The following is a 14,120-nucleotide window of genomic DNA, read 5'->3' on the forward strand; positions in this document are numbered from 1 at the left end:
CCACGGCGGCACGGGTGGGCGCTGGGGGTGCCCCCTCCGGGGGAGGCACCCCGCAAGCGCCGGGCGGCGCGACCCGCCCCCGCCCAGCGGCAACCCCGCCCGCCCCGACACCCGGTGACGAGGGAGCGAACGCTCAGCCCCCCAGCACCCGCCGCCACTCCGCGACGGCCTCCGCCGAGACCGGCCCGTCCCACCCACGGGGCCGAGCCGCCCCACCGATGTGAAACCCGTCGATCCCGGCCTTCAGCAACAGCGGCACATGCTCGAGGCGCAGCCCGCCCCCCACCAGCAGCTGCTGCTCGTACCCCGGCTCCCCCCGCCGCCCCGCCTCCGCGAGCAGAGTCGGCATCCCCACGTCGACTCCCCCGGCCGCCCCGGCCGTCAGGTACGTGTCCAGCCCGGGGAAATCCGCGAGCTGCTTGCGCAGCGCACCCCGGTCGGCGGCCCGGTCGATGGCCCGGTGGAACGTCCACCGGCACCCCTCCAGCTCCCGGGCCACCCGCTCCACCGCCTCCAGGTCCACTCCCCCGTCCGGGCCGAGGAACCCGAGCACGAACTCCTCCGCCCCGGCCTCGCGCATCGCGCACGCGGCCTCCGCCAGCCGCTCGACGGACCCCGCCGCGAAGCCGTCCGCCAGCCGCACCATCACCCGCACCGGGATGTCCACGGCCGCACGGATCCCCGCGACCGTCGCCGCGGCCGGCGTCAGCCCGTCCGCCGCCATGTCGGTCACCAGCTCGAGGCGGTCCGCACCTCCGGCCTGGGCGGCCACCGCGTCCTCGACGTCGAGGGCGATCACCTCCAGGACTGCACGCTTGCTCATGGGGCCCCATTCCTCGAGATCAGACGGCGACTAGAGGTCTAGTCCAATCCAAGCCTACGCCCGACCGACCGCCCGGGACCGCCCCGCCCCTCCGCCCGCTAATCCCCGAAGATGTTCAGCTCCGCCGCCTCCGCCCCGGCCAGCTCGTACGCTGCCCCGTCCACCGGGCGCCCCGCGTACAGCCGTACGAGCGTCGGTCCGTCGCCGATGTAACGGGCCGGGGGACGCTCCCCCGTGGCGTCGCCCAGCCGCAGCGGCTCGTCGGCGTCGTCGAGGTCGGCGTGCAGCGGCAGATGGCCCTTCCCGCCGGTCACCTGGCCCAGCAGGGCGAGCGCGTACGGCAGCCCCGCGCCCGCGTACGCGCCCGGCTCCCCGAGCGCGACCCGTACGTCCCCGGCGTGCACCCACTCGCCCAGCGCGAGGACGTCCAGCACCCCGTCCGCCTCGGCGATCAGCGGCCCGGCCCCGGTCATCCCGCGTTCCAGCTCGTCCACGACCCGGGCGTTCGTCCACTCCGCCCGCTCGGCGATGTCCCGCTCATTGCTCTCGGGCGAGAACACCCCCTTCTCGAACCGGCTCTCCACCACCCGGGACAGCGCCGCCGAGCAGTGCGCCAGCACGTCCCGCACCGTCCACCCCGGACACGCCGCCACCGGCAACGCGAAGTCCGCGTCCGCCCTCCCCCTCAGCAACGGGACCAGCGCGTCCCGCTCGACGGTCAACAGCCGCCCCGGCAGCTCCGGGTCCCGTACGTTCCGCACATCCGCAGGAGTCGTCATGCCGCCCACGCTAGTTCCGGAACCGCCGGTCCACAGGACCTACTCGCCGTCGACCCGGTGATCGGCCCAGACGTAGCTCTCGGGCAGCAGATCGGTGACCGCGACGCTCCGGACGCCCCTTCCCGGAAAACACTCGGGCCGCTCCCGAAGGAGCGGCCCCAGGACCTGGTGCAGCCGTGTGCAAGGTGCCACGGCCGGTGTCCTTGGAGTCTCGGACGCGGACGGAGGCGGGGAGGACCGGAACTCCCCCCAACGAGCGCACCACCCGACCCGCGTCCCGCGCCGAAGAGTTCTCCCCGGGTCTCGTCTCCCCTCCACGAGGCGCCCGCCCGGACCGGCGTTCCCGTCCCGCCGTTGCCTCGCGCCCGGCCTCCTCGTTGGTCCCGGTGGCGGCCGACGGAGGTGGGCCGTCGCGCCGAACCGGAGGAGAGACACGTGAAGCATCCCGCCGCACCCGCCCGGAGGAGGACACCGGGAAGGACCGCCATCGTGCTGGGCCTGCTGACCCTGTCGGCGAGCGCTCTCGGCGTGCCGGCCGCTTCGTCCGCGCCGGCCGACGGCACCTACTGCGGGCACAGGGTCCTCGGGGAGATCGAGCGGAGGTACCTCGAGATGGGCGGCCCCGAAGGGGCACTCGGGTGTCCGCTCACCGGGGAGCTGACCAACCCGGACGGGTTCGGCCGGCGCACCCGGTTCGAGCACGGGACCGTCTACTGGTCGCCCCGCAGCGGTGCCTGGCCCGTCTGGGGCGAGATCGGCGCCTACTGGTGCGACCAGGGGTGCGAGGCGGGGTGGGCCGGCTATCCGACGTCCTACGAGCACACCGTGGGCGGTGAGATCCGGCAGAACTTCCAGTGCACGGTGATCCACTTCCAGGCCCGTCCCGGAGGGGTCACGAAGACCTGGTCGGACGGCAACACCTGCGCCTGACGCCGGGCCGGTCCGGGGCCTGTCCGCGGTCCGGACGAGGAAGCCGCCGCGGACCCGCGGACCCGGGCGCACCCGGAACAATGGGGGCCATGGCCGACACCGAAGCCCTGCGTGATCGTTTCGTCCGTGCGCTGGAGGGGGCCCGTGGATCCGGGACCGGGCCCGGGGCCGCGCCCTACGCCGACGACCTGCTCGGCCGCTGGCGGGAACCGCAGCGGCACTACCACACGCTCACCCACCTCACGGCGGTCCTCGACCACGTCGACGAGCTGGCGGACCACGCGGACGACCCGGACGTCGTACGGCTCGCCGCCTGGTTCCACGACGCCGTGTACCTGCCGGACCGGTCCGAGAACGAGGAGCGGTCCGCCCGGCTCGCCGAGCGGGCCCTCCCCGAGGCCGGGGTGTCCGCGGGGAAGACCGCCGAGGTGGCCCGGCTGGTCCGGCTCACCGTCACGCACGATCCGGCCGACGACGACCGGGACGGGCAGGTGCTGTGCGACGCCGACCTCGCGATCCTCGCCGCGTCGCCGTCGTCGTACGCCGCCTACACGGCCGCCGTGCGCGAGGAGTACCACTTCGTCCCGAACGAGGCGTTCCGCGAGGGGCGGGCCGATGTGCTGCGGCAACTCCTCGCCCTGCCAAGGCTTTTCCGCACCCCCTACGGCCAGGAGCACTGGGAGGCCACCGCCCGCTACAACATGCGCGGCGAGCTGGAAATGCTGTCGCCCCCGGCCGTGCCGCCCGCCTAGCCTGCCCCCATGCGTGCTGTGGGAGCGGAACAGGTGGAGGAAGCCGTCGCGGACTGCGTGGCGACGCTGGGGGCGGTCGCCGACCGGGACTGGAGGAAGGTGAGGGCCGGGCGGCTGGAGTGGGACTGCCGGAGGGCGGCGGAGCACATCGCGGACGATCTCATCGCGTACGCGGGGCGGCTCGCGGGACGCTCGGCCACCGCCCGGCTGCCCTTCACGATCTCGTTCGACGAGGACACCGACAACACCGGTGTCCTGAGGACGATCGAGGCGACCGGCGCCCTGCTCGCCGCCGCGGTCCGCACCACCCCCCGCGCGGTCCGCGCCTTCCACCCGTACCCCTTCCGGCACGCGAACCGTGAGGGCTTCGCCGCGATGGGCGTGGCCGAGGTGCTGCTGCACACGCACGACGTCGCCGAGGGGACGGGGATCGACCACGAGCCGCCGGCCGAGCTGGCCTCCTTCGTCCTCACCCGGATCTTCCCGCAGGTCAAGCCGGGTCCCACGCCGTGGCGGACGCTGCTGTGGGCCACCGGGCGCGGCGAGCTGCCGGGGCGGGAGCCCGTCACCGGGTGGCACTGGAGCAACAACCCGGTGCTGCGGTCGGAGCGGCTGACCCTGGAGGGCGTCACCCCCGCGGTCGCGGCCGATCTGTCCCTCGCCGGTGACGGCGGTTACGAGTGGGTCGGCGGGGCCGCCGCCGACGGCACCCGCGAAGGCGCCGGGATCACGGTCAAGCAGTACGAGGAGGGCGTGTTCCACCCGGAGTGGGGCATGTACGTGCTGGTCCGGCGGGACGACGACCGCGCGGTGGGCGCGATGGGCTTCCACGGCGCCCCCGACGGGGACGGCCGCGTGGAGATCGGCTACGACCTCGTCGTGGGCGCCCGCGGCCACGGCTACGCCACCGAGGCGCTGCGCACGCTGTCGCGCTGGGCGCTGGAGCAGGACGGCGTACGGACCGTGGCCGCCGTCGTCGACCACGCGAACGTGCCCTCGCAGAAGGTCGTCACCCGGGCCGGGTTCACCCGGGTCTCCGAGGACGCGGGGGAGATCTCCTACGAACTCCGCGGCTGAGCCGCGCCCTTGCGCCGCCGCAGCCCCGCCCCGTGCAGCAGCCGCACCACCTCGCGGCTGCCGACCTCGACCGCCCCGGCGCGCACCGCGTCGGCGTACCGGTGGGCGGGGATGTCGTAGTGGTCGCGTTCGAAGGCGCGGCGGGGGACGCCCAGGCGGTCGGCGAAGGCGTGCAGTTCGTCGTAGGAGAGGTCGCTGACGAGGTGGGACCACATCCGGCCGTGGCCCGGCCAGGCGGGCGGGTCGATGTACACGGTCACGAGGACACCGTTCCGCCCAGTCCGCCCACCGCCGCGACCCGCACGCCCGCCTTGTGGCACACCCAGTGCGGGTCGGGGCCGAGTTCGGGCTCCACCTCCAGCGCGTGCGGGTCGCCGGCGCCGCAGACCGAGCACAGCGGCCAGCGCCCGTACCGCTCCAGCAGGGCGTCCTGCACGTCCTGGGCGACCAGGCCGGCGAGGAACCCGGCGCCGTCCGGCCACTGCTCGACCCACCAGCGCCGGTGCGCGACGGACTCCTCGACCAGGGACACCACGTCCGCCTCGGCGACCTCGCGCGCGACCAGATCGGCGAGCACGAGGGCGCGCGCCGCGTGCAACGCCTGTTCCAGGGGGCTGACGGGGTGGGCGCCGGGTTCGCCGTGGGGAAGGTGGGGGTCCATGCCCCCATTGTGCGCACTCTTGACCGCACGACCGGAACGAAAATATCTTTCACGGTGTGACCGATGAGGTGAAGAAAATTTTCGCGGGCGGGCGCGGTCCGGGCGCGGCCGGCGGTCCGGGCGGCGGCCCGCCCTCCCCTCCCGCGCCCGCCGCCCTGGCGGCCAAGGTGCGCACGCTGGCTCCGTCGATGACCCGTTCCATGCAGCGGGTCGCCGAGGCCGTCGCCGACGACCCGGCCGGCTGCGCGGCCCTCACGGTCACCGGACTCGCCGAACTCACCGGCACCAGCGAGGCCACCGTCGTGCGCACCGCCCGCCTGCTCGGCTACCCCGGCTACCGCGACCTGCGCCTCGCGCTGGCCGGTCTCGCCGCCCAGCAGCAGTCCGGCCGCGCGCCCGCCCTCACCACCGACATCGCGGTGGACGACCCCATAGCCGACGTCGTGGCGAAACTCGCCCACGACGAACAGCAGACCCTCGCCGACACCGCGGCCGGACTGGACACCGTCCAGCTCGCGGCGGCCGTGACCGCCCTGGCCGGCGCCCGCCGCACCGATGTGTACGGCGTCGGCGCGTCGGGTCTGGTCGCCCAGGACCTCACCCAGAAGCTGCTGCGCATAGGCCTGGTGGCGCACGCCCACAGCGACCCGCACCTCGCCGTCACCAACGCGGTGCAGCTGCGCCCGGGGGACGTGGCGGTCGCCGTCACCCACTCCGGGTCGACCGGGGACGTCATCGAACCCCTCCGGGTCGCCTTCGAGCGCGGAGCGACGACGGTGGCGGTCACCGGCCGCCCGGACGGCCCCGTCACGCAGTACGCCGACCACGTCCTGACCACGTCCACGGCCCGGGAGAGCGAGCTGCGGCCAGCCGCGATGTCCTCCCGGACGGGGCAGCTGCTGGTGGTGGACTGCCTGTTCGTGGGGGTCGCCCAGCGGACGTACGAGGCGGCGGCGCCGGCGCTGTCCGCGTCCTATGAAGCGCTTGCGCATCGGCACCGTGCGGCCCGCAAGGGGCCGTAGGGGCGTACCGCCATGGTGATCCGCGGATGATCCGTGGCTGATCGCGCAGTTCCCCGCGCCCCCAGGTAGGCCGCCCCACCCCCGGACCGGAAAGACCCGCCATGACTTCTGCCTCCCACCACCACGATCTCCGCGCCCAGCTGGAGGCGCTCACCACCGAGGCGTACCGGCCGGAGCTCGCGGACGTCGACCGGTTGCCCACCCTCGACATCGCCCGGCTGATGAACCGGGAGGACGCCACGGTGGCCGGCGCCGTGGCCGAGCAGGTACCGGTGATCGCCGCCGCGATCGACGCCGTCGCCGAGCGGATGGCCCGCGGCGGGCGGCTGGTCTACGCGGGCGCCGGCACCGCCGGCCGGCTGGGGGTGCTGGACGCCTCCGAGTGCCCGCCGACCTTCAACACCGACCCGGCGCGGGTCGTCGGCCTGATCGCGGGCGGTCCCGAGGCCGTGGTCACCTCGGTGGAGGGTGCCGAGGACTCGCGCGAGCTGGCCGAGGCCGACCTGGCCGCGCTGGGGCTGACCGCCGACGACACGGTGGTCGGCGTCTCCGCCTCCGGCCGTACCCCGTACGCGGTCGGCGCCGTCGCGTACGCCCGTGCGCGCGGCGCCCTCACCGTGGGCCTGGCCTGCAACCGGGGCAGCGCGCTGGCCGCGGCGGCCGAGCACGGCATCGAGGTCGTCGTCGGCCCGGAGTTCCTCACCGGCTCCACGCGCCTGAAGGCCGGTACGGCGCAGAAGCTCGTGCTGAACATGCTGTCGACGATCACGATGATCCGGCTGGGCAAGACGTACGGGAACCTGATGGTCGACGTGCGGGCCTCCAACGAGAAGCTGCGCGCCCGCTCCCGCCGGATCGTCGCGCAGGCGACGGGCGCGGCGGACGACGTCGTCGAGCGCGCCCTGACCGCCACGGACGGCGAGGTCAAGCACGCGATCCTGGTCGTCCTGGCCGACGTCGACGGCCCGACGGCCGCCCGCCTCCTCGCGGAGTCCGGCGGCCGTCTGCGGGCGGCGCTGGCGAAGGCGGGCGGCGGGGCGTAGGGATCCCGGCGGATACTGGAGAGACCCGACCCGGAGACGAGCCCATGAACCACGCGCAGCTCACCGCCCTGGGCCGCGCCCTGCGCGTGCTCGGGGAGCACGGCGAGGCACTGTCCGCCGACACCCCGGACGCCCGGCTGCACGAAGTGAAGGACGACCTGCGGCGGGCCCTGGACCTGCTGGAGGAGAGCGTCACCACGGCCGCGCCCAGCACGCGCTGCGCCGAGCACCCGACCGGGCCGGTCGACGAGAGCGCCCCGGACCTGTGCCTGCTCTGCGAGACCCGGCGCCGCGCCGCCCGCCGCGCCGAGTTCAACGGTCCCGCCCCGCAGGCCCGGCCCGCCGGGCCCGCGCCGTCCCGGTACGGGGTGCGCGGCGACCGGCCGCAGCCGCAGCAGCGCTGGCTGCCGGAGCTGTGGAACGGGCAGGCGTGGCAGTTGTGCGGCACCCCGCGCCGGGACCGGCGCGAGGCGGAGCTATACATCGCGGCGCAGCGGCGCGGGCCCCGGGCCGCCACGGCGTACCGGATCGTGCACGAGTTCACCGACTACGAGGTGCTGCGCGTGTGGGGGACGCCGGTGCGGGTGGACATCGAGCCGATGGGCAACGTGTAGCCCTCCGCGGGCGGGGGCGGGGCCGGACGTGGCGCGGCCGCCGCCCGGACGTGGGTCCGGGCGGCGGCCGGTGAGCGGGCTGACGCGTCTACGCCTGTGCGGCGGGGGCCTCCGCGGTGTCCCGGGCCGGGTCGCCGGCGGCCACGGCGTCCGGGGCGGCCGGGTGCCGGCGCGGGATGAACGCGGCGATGGCGAAGCCGATGAGCGCGGCCACGGCGCCGAGCGCCAGGACGGTGCGGAAGCCGTCCTCGCCGGGCAGCGCGTACGAGCCGAACCGGGTGGTCATCTGCGCCAGTACGACGCCGGCGACGGCGCTGGCGACGGAGGTGCCGATGGAGCGCATCAGGGTGTTGAGGCTGTTGGCGGCGCCCGTCTCGGAGGCGGGCACCGCGCCCATGATGAGGGCGGGCATCGCGCCGTAGCAGAAGCCGATGCCGGCGCCGATGACGCAGGACGCCAGCACGAAGTGCCAGACCTGGTCCATCAGCAGGACGTTCAGGCCGTAGCCGGCGGCCACGATCAGGGCGCCGGTCATCAGCGTCACCTTCGGGCCCTTGGCGCGGGAGACCAGCGCGGAGACGGGGGCCAGCGCCATCATCACCAGGCCGGACGGTGCCATGACCAGTCCGGCGGCGAGCAGGGACTGGCCGAGGCCGTAGCCGGTCCGCTCGGGCAGCTGGAGCAGCTGCGGGATGACCAGGGACATGGAGAACATGCCGAAGCCGATCGCCACCGAGGCGAGGTTGGTGACCAGCACCTGGGGGCGGGCGGTGGTGCGCAGGTCCACCAGTGGCTGGTCGACGCGGAGTTCGAAGAAGCCCCAGCCCAGCAGGATGACCAGGGCCGCCGCGAACAGGCCGAGGGTGGTGCCGCTCCCCCAGCCCCAGTCGGCGCCCTTGGAGATCGCCAGCAGCAGGCAGACGAGTCCGGCGGCCATGCCGGCCGCTCCGGCCAGGTCGAACCGGCCGCCGGTGCGCACCTTCGACTCCGGCACGAGGGCCAGTACCAGGACCAGGGCGACGACGCCGAGGGCGGCGGAGGTCCAGAACAGCGCGTGCCAGTCGAAGTTGTCGGCGATCAGCGCGGCGGCGGGCAGGCCGAGGGCGCCGCCGACGCCGAGCGAGGCGCTGATCATCGCGGTCGCCGAGCCGAGCCGCTCCGCGGGGAGTTCGTCGCGCAGGATGCTGATGCCGAGCGGGATCACGCCGGACGACAGGCCCTGCAGGGCCCGGCCGACGATCATCGGGACCAGGGAGTCGCTGAGTCCGGCGACCACGGAGCCGGCCACCAGCATCGCCATGCTGACCAGCAGCATGCGGCGCTTGCCGTACATGTCGCCGAGGCGGCCCATGACCGGGGTGGCGACGGCCGCGGCGAGCAGGGTGGCGGTGACGGCCCACGCGGCGTCCGACGCGGAGGCGTTCAGGAACTGCGGCAGCTGTCCCACGATCGGGATCACCAGGGTCTGCATCAGCGAGACCACGATGCCGCCGAAGGCGAGCACGGCCACCACGGCGGTGGGGTGGGGCGGAGCGGCGCCGCCCGGCGGGGCGGACCGGTCGAGTGCGTCGGACATGAAGGAGGTCTCCGTCGTGACTCAGGTCTACTTGACTCAGGCAACTTTATGGCGATTGATTGACTTAAGCAAATTAAAACCGGGTGACGGGGGGGATGACGCGCACGGCGGCGCGGCACCCCCGTCCGGAAGGGGTGCCGCGCCGCCGGGGCCGGTCGGCTCAGCTCAGCGTCTGCAGGGAGGCCGGGTCGTAAGGCGTCAGCTCGTCGAAGCGGCCGGCCAGCACCTTGGCCGCCCAGTTCGGGTCCTGGAGCAGCGCACGGCCCACGGCGACGAGGTCGAACTCGTCCCGCTCCATGCGGTCGAGCAGGCCGTCGAGGCTGCCGAGCGCGGCGCCCCGCCCCTGGAAGGCCTCGAGGAACTCGCCGTTCAGGCCGACGGAGCCGACGGTGATGACGGGCCTGCCGGTCAGCTTCTTCGTCCAGCCGGCCAGATTGAGGTCGGAGTCCTCGAACTCCGGGAGCCAGTAGCGGCGCGTGGACGCGTGGAAGGCGTCGACACCGGCCGCGGCGAGCGGGGCGAGGATCGCCTCCAGTTCCTGGGGGGTCTCGGCGAGCCGGGCGTCGTAGGCGTCCTGCTTCCACTGCGAGTAGCGGAAGATCACCGGGAAACCGGGTGACACGGCCGCGCGCACCGCGGCCACGACCTCGGCGGCGAACTTCGCGCGGGCCACCGGGTCGCCGCCGTAGGCGTCGGTGCGGCGGTTGGTGCCGGACCACAGGAACTGGTCGATGAGGTAACCGTGCGCGCCGTGCAGCTCCACGCCGTCGAAGCCGATCCGCTCGGCGTCGGCGGCCGCCCGGGCGAACGCGGCGACGACGTCGTCGATGTCGGTCTGCGTCATCGCCCTGCCCGTGCCCTCGGTGCCGTCCGTGCGCACCCCGGACGGGCCGACCGCCGGAGCCTCGGGGTACGGGGCCTGCCCCTGCTCGCGGACCATGCCGATGTGCCAGAGCTGCGGCACGATGGTGCCGCCCGCCGCGTGCACCGCCCCGGCGACCTCCGCCCAGCCCGCGAGCTGCTCCTCCCCGTGGAACCGCGGCACCCGGTCGCTCAGCCCGGCGGACTCGTGCCCCACGTACGTCCCCTCGGTGACGATCAGCCCGACACCCGCCGCGGCGCGCCGCGCGTAGTACGACACGACGTCCCCACCGGGGACGCCGCCCGGCGAGAACATCCGGGTCATCGGCGCCATGGCGATGCGGTTGGGGACGGTCAGACCGTTGATCGCGACGGGCCGGGAGAGCAGTCCGGCGGCTCGTGCGGCGGTGTCCGGGGAGGTGGCGGTCACGTGGGGCTCCTCTGCTTCGAATACCGGTCGGTATGTGCGCATGCATTGAACGCACGTTCAACGGCAACCGGGAAGCAGGGGTGGGCATTCCTTCCGGGACCCAGGTGTGACTCCGGTCACGAAACGTCTCCTCGCGCGCCGGGGTACGGTCGCCCGATGAGGACACGCCTCCTGCGCTTCGGCCTGTACGCGGACGAGGAGGGACTGGCGTGGGCCGGCGCCCTCGTCGACGGGGCCGTGGCGGCCCACGGCGCCCGGCTCGCCGGGCGGACCGTTCTGCGCACCCTGCCCGGGAGCGGGACGGCGACCGCCGACCTCTACGACCATCTCGCGGAGCAGTGGGCCTGGGAGCACCCGGGCCGGAGCGGCGGCGCGCGGGAACCGGTCGAGCTGCGGGTCCGCCTGGTGTGCTCGCTGCGGACCTGGCGGGCGGTCCGCAAGGCGGTGCTGCGGGGCCTGTGCCCGCAGGGCGCGTCACCGCACGTCTGCCGGGTGCCGTGGTGCACCGCCTGAAACGCCCGAGGGCGGCGCCCCCTGCCGGAACAGGGGGCGCCGCCCTCGGTACGTGACGGACGGATCCGATCCTCAGGAGGATCAGAAGTCCATGTCACCGCCCGGCATGCCGCCGCCGGCCGGGGCCGCGGCCTTCTCCGGCTTGTCGGCGATGACGGCCTCGGTGGTGAGGAACAGCGCGGCGATCGACGCGGCGTTCTGCAGCGCGGAGCGCGTCACCTTCGCCGGGTCGATGATGCCTTCCTTGACCAGGTCGACGTACTCGCCGGTCGCGGCGTTCAGGCCGTGGCCCGGGGTCAGGTTGCGCACCTTCTCCACCACGACACCGCCCTCGAGGCCGGCGTTCACGGCGATCTGCTTCAGCGGGGCCTCCAGGGCCAGCTTCACAGCGGCGGCACCGGTCGCCTCGTCGCCCTCGAGCTCCAGCTTCTCGAAGACCTGGGAGGCCTGCAGCAGGGCCACGCCACCACCGGCGACGATGCCCTCCTCCACGGCCGCCTTGGCGTTGCGGACGGCGTCCTCGATGCGGTGCTTGCGCTCCTTGAGCTCCACCTCGGTGGCGGCACCGGCCTTGATGACCGCGACACCGCCGGCGAGCTTCGCCAGGCGCTCCTGCAGCTTCTCGCGGTCGTAGTCCGAGTCGCTGTTCTCGATCTCGGCGCGGATCTGGTTCACGCGGCCCTGGACCTGGTCGGCCGAGCCGGCACCGTCGACGATGGTGGTCTCGTCCTTGGTGATGACCACCTTGCGGGCCTTGCCCAGCAGGTCGAGGGTGGCGTTCTCCAGCTTGAGGCCGACCTCCTCGGAGATGACCTCGCCGCCCGTGAGGATGGCGATGTCGCCGAGCATGGCCTTGCGGCGGTCGCCGAAGCCCGGGGCCTTGACGGCGACGGACTTGAAGGTGCCGCGGATCTTGTTGACGACCAGGGTCGACAGGGCCTCGCCCTCGACGTCCTCGGCGATGATCAGCAGCGGCTTGCCCGACTGCATGACCTTCTCCAGGAGCGGGAGCAGGTCCTTGACGTTGGAGATCTTGGAGTTCGCGATCAGGATGTACGGGTCGTCGAGGACGGCCTCCATACGCTCCATGTCGGTGGCGAAGTACGCCGAGATGTAGCCCTTGTCGAAGCGCATACCCTCGGTGAGCTCCAGCTCCAGACCGAAGGTCTGGGACTCCTCGACGGTGATGACGCCTTCCTTGCCGACCTTGTCCATGGCCTCGGCGATGAGCTCGCCGATCTGGGTGTCGGCGGCGGAGATGGAGGCCGTGGAGGCGATCTGCTCCTTGGTCTCGACATCCTTCGCCTGCTCGAGCAGGGCACCGGAGACGGCCTCGACGGCCTTCTCGATACCGCGCTTCAGGGCCATCGGGTTGGCGCCGGCGGCGACGTTGCGCAGGCCCTCCTTGACCAGGGCCTGGGCGAGAACGGTCGCGGTGGTCGTACCGTCACCGGCGACGTCGTCCGTCTTCTTGGCGACTTCCTTGACCAGCTCGGCGCCGATCTTCTCGTACGGGTCCTCGAGCTCGATCTCCTTGGCGATGGACACACCATCGTTGGTGATCGTGGGGGCGCCCCACTTCTTCTCGAGGACGACGTTGCGGCCCTTGGGGCCGAGCGTCACCTTGACGGCGTCCGCGAGCTGGTTCATGCCGCGCTCGAGGCCGCGCCGCGCCTCCTCGTCGAACGCGATGATCTTGGCCATGTGAAGTGGTCCCTCCAGGACTGGGGGTGATTCCTTCGGACCGCGCCCGCGCCCGCGACGGACGGCTCGCCGGCCCCGTGGTTCCTTGCCCCACACGGCCTGCGGGCCTCACCGACCCGGTCCTTCGTTGTCACTCTCACCTTCAGAGTGCTAACGCAATGATTAGCACTCGACCCACCCGAGTGCAAGGTGCGCCCGCGAAGCGGGCTCGTTGAGGGGTGGCGGTCGGGTGACGGGTGGGCGCACGCGCCCACGTGTACTCCGAGGGGTGCTCAGCCGCGCGCGAACACGTCCGGACGCGGCTCCGGACAGGGCGCCGGACGCGGCGAAGGGCCCGCACCCCCCGGGGTGCGGGCCCTTCGCCGGCAGAAGATGCTTGCGGCAGGTAGCGCGTTCAGGCGCTGAGACGAACCATGTCGGCCTGCGGGCCCTTCTGACCCTGCGAGATCTCGAACTCGACCCGCTGGCCTTCTTCGAGGGTGCGGTAGCCGTCCATCTGGATCGCGCTGTAGTGGACGAAAACATCCGCACCACCGTCGACCGCGATGAAGCCGTACCCCTTCTCCGCGTTGAACCACTTGACGGTGCCCTGAGCCATGCCTAACTCCCCTATTACTGGCCCTTGCACGGATCCGCACTTCGCGGATCCGGGTCAGACCTCACCCCCCAACGGTTGGGGGCGTGCGCCGGAACGCGTCGACCGCGGCCGAATGTATCTGCCCAACTGCCGTCTGCAACAGGTCAGTCGGACGAGAAATCTGGACGACGCCGGTCCGGAATGTGGCGAGAATTCGCCTGAATCCAGGGCAAGTCGGGCCACGCAAAGGTGATGAATGCCGCGAAAGGGGTCCGCACTTTGGCTGCATCCAGTCGGACCCGCGGCAGGAATTCAATGTTCTCGATCAGTGGATCGGGAGCGCGTTCCCCAACTCTACCGCGCTCAATCCAATGGAATTGCCCCCTCCGCTTCTCTCACGGAGGGGGCAACGCACCGAACGCCCGGTCACCGTCATTACCGAAGGTAATGATCAGCCTCCGGCCACCGCCGGAATGATCGACACGCCGGCCCCGTCGGGGGTGGCCGTCTCGAGCCCCTGCTCGAACCGCACGTCGTCGTCGTTGACGTAGACGTTCACGAACCGCCGCAACTTGCCCTGGTCGTCCAGCACCCGGGCGGCGATCCCGGTGTGGTTCTTCTCCAGGTCCTGGATGACCTCGCCGAGGGTGGCCCCCTCGGCGGCGACCTCGGCCTGCCCACCGGTGTAGGTGCGCAGGATGGTAGGGATACGGACGGTGACGCTCACGACAGAACCTCCGGTCAGGTGACACCCCTGG

General features: G+C 73.1%; 17 protein-coding genes. 7 read left to right on the forward strand and 10 right to left on the reverse strand.

The genetic code is table 11. The annotated features are described in order from the left end of the window. Positions 1-133: 133 nt before the first annotated feature. From ACFY3N_RS22330 to ACFY3N_RS22340, 3 genes are all read right to left on the reverse strand, one after another. Positions 134-823 (reverse strand): copper homeostasis protein CutC, encoded by a 690-nt coding sequence (locus ACFY3N_RS22330; RefSeq protein WP_390818450.1) that lies wholly within the window; start codon positions 821-823, stop codon positions 134-136. A gap of 98 nt (positions 824-921) precedes the next feature. Beyond that, positions 922-1,602 carry a maleylpyruvate isomerase family mycothiol-dependent enzyme gene (locus ACFY3N_RS22335; protein WP_390818451.1) on the reverse strand — a complete coding sequence of 227 codons (681 nt, stop codon included), beginning with the start codon at positions 1,600-1,602 and terminating at the stop codon, positions 922-924. Between the two features lie 39 nt (positions 1,603-1,641). Further along, entirely contained in the window at positions 1,642-1,794 is a 153-nt protein-coding gene (locus tag ACFY3N_RS22340; protein WP_390818452.1) for a hypothetical protein, read from the reverse strand. 243 nt (positions 1,795-2,037) lie between these two features. Between ACFY3N_RS22340 and ACFY3N_RS22345 the strand changes: the two genes are divergently transcribed. The 3 genes from ACFY3N_RS22345 (at position 2,038) to ACFY3N_RS22355 (ending at position 4,361) form a co-directional block, all read left to right on the forward strand. Beyond that, positions 2,038-2,532, forward strand: coding sequence for an LGFP repeat-containing protein (locus ACFY3N_RS22345; RefSeq protein ID WP_390818453.1), 495 nt, complete (start codon positions 2,038-2,040; stop codon positions 2,530-2,532). Between the two features lie 89 nt (positions 2,533-2,621). Then, positions 2,622-3,284 (forward strand): hypothetical protein, encoded by a 663-nt coding sequence (locus tag ACFY3N_RS22350; protein WP_390818454.1) that lies wholly within the window; start codon positions 2,622-2,624, stop codon positions 3,282-3,284. A 9-nt stretch (positions 3,285-3,293) separates the two neighbouring features. Beyond that, positions 3,294-4,361 carry a GNAT family N-acetyltransferase gene (locus ACFY3N_RS22355; RefSeq protein ID WP_390818455.1) on the forward strand — a complete coding sequence of 356 codons (1,068 nt, stop codon included), beginning with the start codon at positions 3,294-3,296 and terminating at the stop codon, positions 4,359-4,361. On the opposite strand, the gene ACFY3N_RS22360 is transcribed toward ACFY3N_RS22355, so the two are convergent. Beyond that, complete coding sequence (locus tag ACFY3N_RS22360) at positions 4,343-4,621, reverse strand: DUF4031 domain-containing protein (protein WP_390818456.1); 279 nt, start codon at positions 4,619-4,621, stop codon at positions 4,343-4,345. The two genes, ACFY3N_RS22355 and ACFY3N_RS22360, sit on opposite strands and share 19 nt — an antisense overlap. Next, the gene (locus ACFY3N_RS22365) at positions 4,618-5,022 is read right to left on the reverse strand and encodes a hypothetical protein (protein WP_390818457.1); all 405 of its coding nucleotides are present in this window, start codon (positions 5,020-5,022) and stop codon (positions 4,618-4,620) included. Before ACFY3N_RS22365 ends, ACFY3N_RS22360 begins: the two co-directional genes overlap by 4 nt. Before the next feature lie 56 nt (positions 5,023-5,078). Between ACFY3N_RS22365 and ACFY3N_RS22370 the strand changes: the two genes are divergently transcribed. From ACFY3N_RS22370 to ACFY3N_RS22380, 3 genes are all read left to right on the forward strand, one after another. Further along, positions 5,079-6,044 carry a MurR/RpiR family transcriptional regulator gene (locus tag ACFY3N_RS22370; RefSeq protein WP_390818458.1) on the forward strand — a complete coding sequence of 322 codons (966 nt, stop codon included), beginning with the start codon at positions 5,079-5,081 and terminating at the stop codon, positions 6,042-6,044. Between the two features lie 101 nt (positions 6,045-6,145). After that, positions 6,146-7,087: an N-acetylmuramic acid 6-phosphate etherase gene (gene murQ / locus ACFY3N_RS22375; RefSeq protein ID WP_390818459.1), complete on the forward strand. Its 942-nt coding sequence runs from the start codon at positions 6,146-6,148 to the stop codon at positions 7,085-7,087. Between the two features lie 44 nt (positions 7,088-7,131). Then, positions 7,132-7,701: a hypothetical protein gene (locus ACFY3N_RS22380; RefSeq protein WP_390818460.1), complete on the forward strand. Its 570-nt coding sequence runs from the start codon at positions 7,132-7,134 to the stop codon at positions 7,699-7,701. 88 nt (positions 7,702-7,789) lie between these two features. Here ACFY3N_RS22380 and ACFY3N_RS22385 read toward each other — a convergent pair whose 3' ends face one another. Continuing rightward, positions 7,790-9,277 carry an MFS transporter gene (locus ACFY3N_RS22385; protein WP_390818461.1) on the reverse strand — a complete coding sequence of 496 codons (1,488 nt, stop codon included), beginning with the start codon at positions 9,275-9,277 and terminating at the stop codon, positions 7,790-7,792. Positions 9,278-9,437: 160 nt separating this feature from the next. Further along, positions 9,438-10,568 (reverse strand): NADH:flavin oxidoreductase, encoded by a 1,131-nt coding sequence (locus tag ACFY3N_RS22390; RefSeq protein WP_390818462.1) that lies wholly within the window; start codon positions 10,566-10,568, stop codon positions 9,438-9,440. Between the two features lie 156 nt (positions 10,569-10,724). On the opposite strand from ACFY3N_RS22390, the gene ACFY3N_RS22395 reads away from it, so the two are divergent. Further along, the gene (locus ACFY3N_RS22395; RefSeq protein WP_390818463.1) at positions 10,725-11,081 is read left to right on the forward strand and encodes a hypothetical protein; all 357 of its coding nucleotides are present in this window, start codon (positions 10,725-10,727) and stop codon (positions 11,079-11,081) included. 81 nt (positions 11,082-11,162) lie between these two features. On the opposite strand, the gene groL is transcribed toward ACFY3N_RS22395, so the two are convergent. The 3 genes from groL to ACFY3N_RS22410 form a co-directional block, all read right to left on the reverse strand. Next, entirely contained in the window at positions 11,163-12,785 is a 1,623-nt protein-coding gene (groL, locus tag ACFY3N_RS22400) for a chaperonin GroEL (protein WP_390818464.1), read from the reverse strand. A gap of 394 nt (positions 12,786-13,179) precedes the next feature. Beyond that, entirely contained in the window at positions 13,180-13,383 is a 204-nt protein-coding gene (locus tag ACFY3N_RS22405) for a cold-shock protein (RefSeq protein ID WP_004929928.1), read from the reverse strand. Between the two features lie 430 nt (positions 13,384-13,813). Then, a complete protein-coding gene (locus ACFY3N_RS22410; RefSeq protein WP_073934392.1) occupies positions 13,814-14,089 on the reverse strand; it encodes a ubiquitin-like small modifier protein 1 in 276 nt (91 codons plus the stop codon). Between the last annotated feature and the right edge of the window lie 31 nt (positions 14,090-14,120).

Origin of the sequence: Streptomyces sp. NPDC000348, from assembly GCF_042898795.1 — a bacterium.
GTDB lineage: Bacteria > Actinomycetota > Actinomycetes > Streptomycetales > Streptomycetaceae > Streptomyces.

Coding starts and splice junctions, on each gene's coding strand:
- ACFY3N_RS22395 (WP_390818463.1), top strand. CDS start 10,725: ATGAGGACACGCCTCCTGCGCTTCGGCCTGTACGCGGACGAGGAGGGA.
- ACFY3N_RS22405 (WP_004929928.1), bottom strand. CDS start 13,383: ATGGCTCAGGGCACCGTCAAGTGGTTCAACGCGGAGAAGGGGTACGGC.
- ACFY3N_RS22385 (WP_390818461.1), bottom strand. CDS start 9,277: ATGTCCGACGCACTCGACCGGTCCGCCCCGCCGGGCGGCGCCGCTCCG.
- ACFY3N_RS22355 (WP_390818455.1), top strand. CDS start 3,294: ATGCGTGCTGTGGGAGCGGAACAGGTGGAGGAAGCCGTCGCGGACTGC.
- ACFY3N_RS22380 (WP_390818460.1), top strand. CDS start 7,132: ATGAACCACGCGCAGCTCACCGCCCTGGGCCGCGCCCTGCGCGTGCTC.
- ACFY3N_RS22335 (WP_390818451.1), bottom strand. CDS start 1,602: ATGACGACTCCTGCGGATGTGCGGAACGTACGGGACCCGGAGCTGCCG.
- groL (WP_390818464.1), bottom strand. CDS start 12,785: ATGGCCAAGATCATCGCGTTCGACGAGGAGGCGCGGCGCGGCCTCGAG.
- ACFY3N_RS22365 (WP_390818457.1), bottom strand. CDS start 5,022: ATGGACCCCCACCTTCCCCACGGCGAACCCGGCGCCCACCCCGTCAGC.
- murQ (WP_390818459.1), top strand. CDS start 6,146: ATGACTTCTGCCTCCCACCACCACGATCTCCGCGCCCAGCTGGAGGCG.
- ACFY3N_RS22350 (WP_390818454.1), top strand. CDS start 2,622: ATGGCCGACACCGAAGCCCTGCGTGATCGTTTCGTCCGTGCGCTGGAG.
- ACFY3N_RS22330 (WP_390818450.1), bottom strand. CDS start 823: ATGAGCAAGCGTGCAGTCCTGGAGGTGATCGCCCTCGACGTCGAGGAC.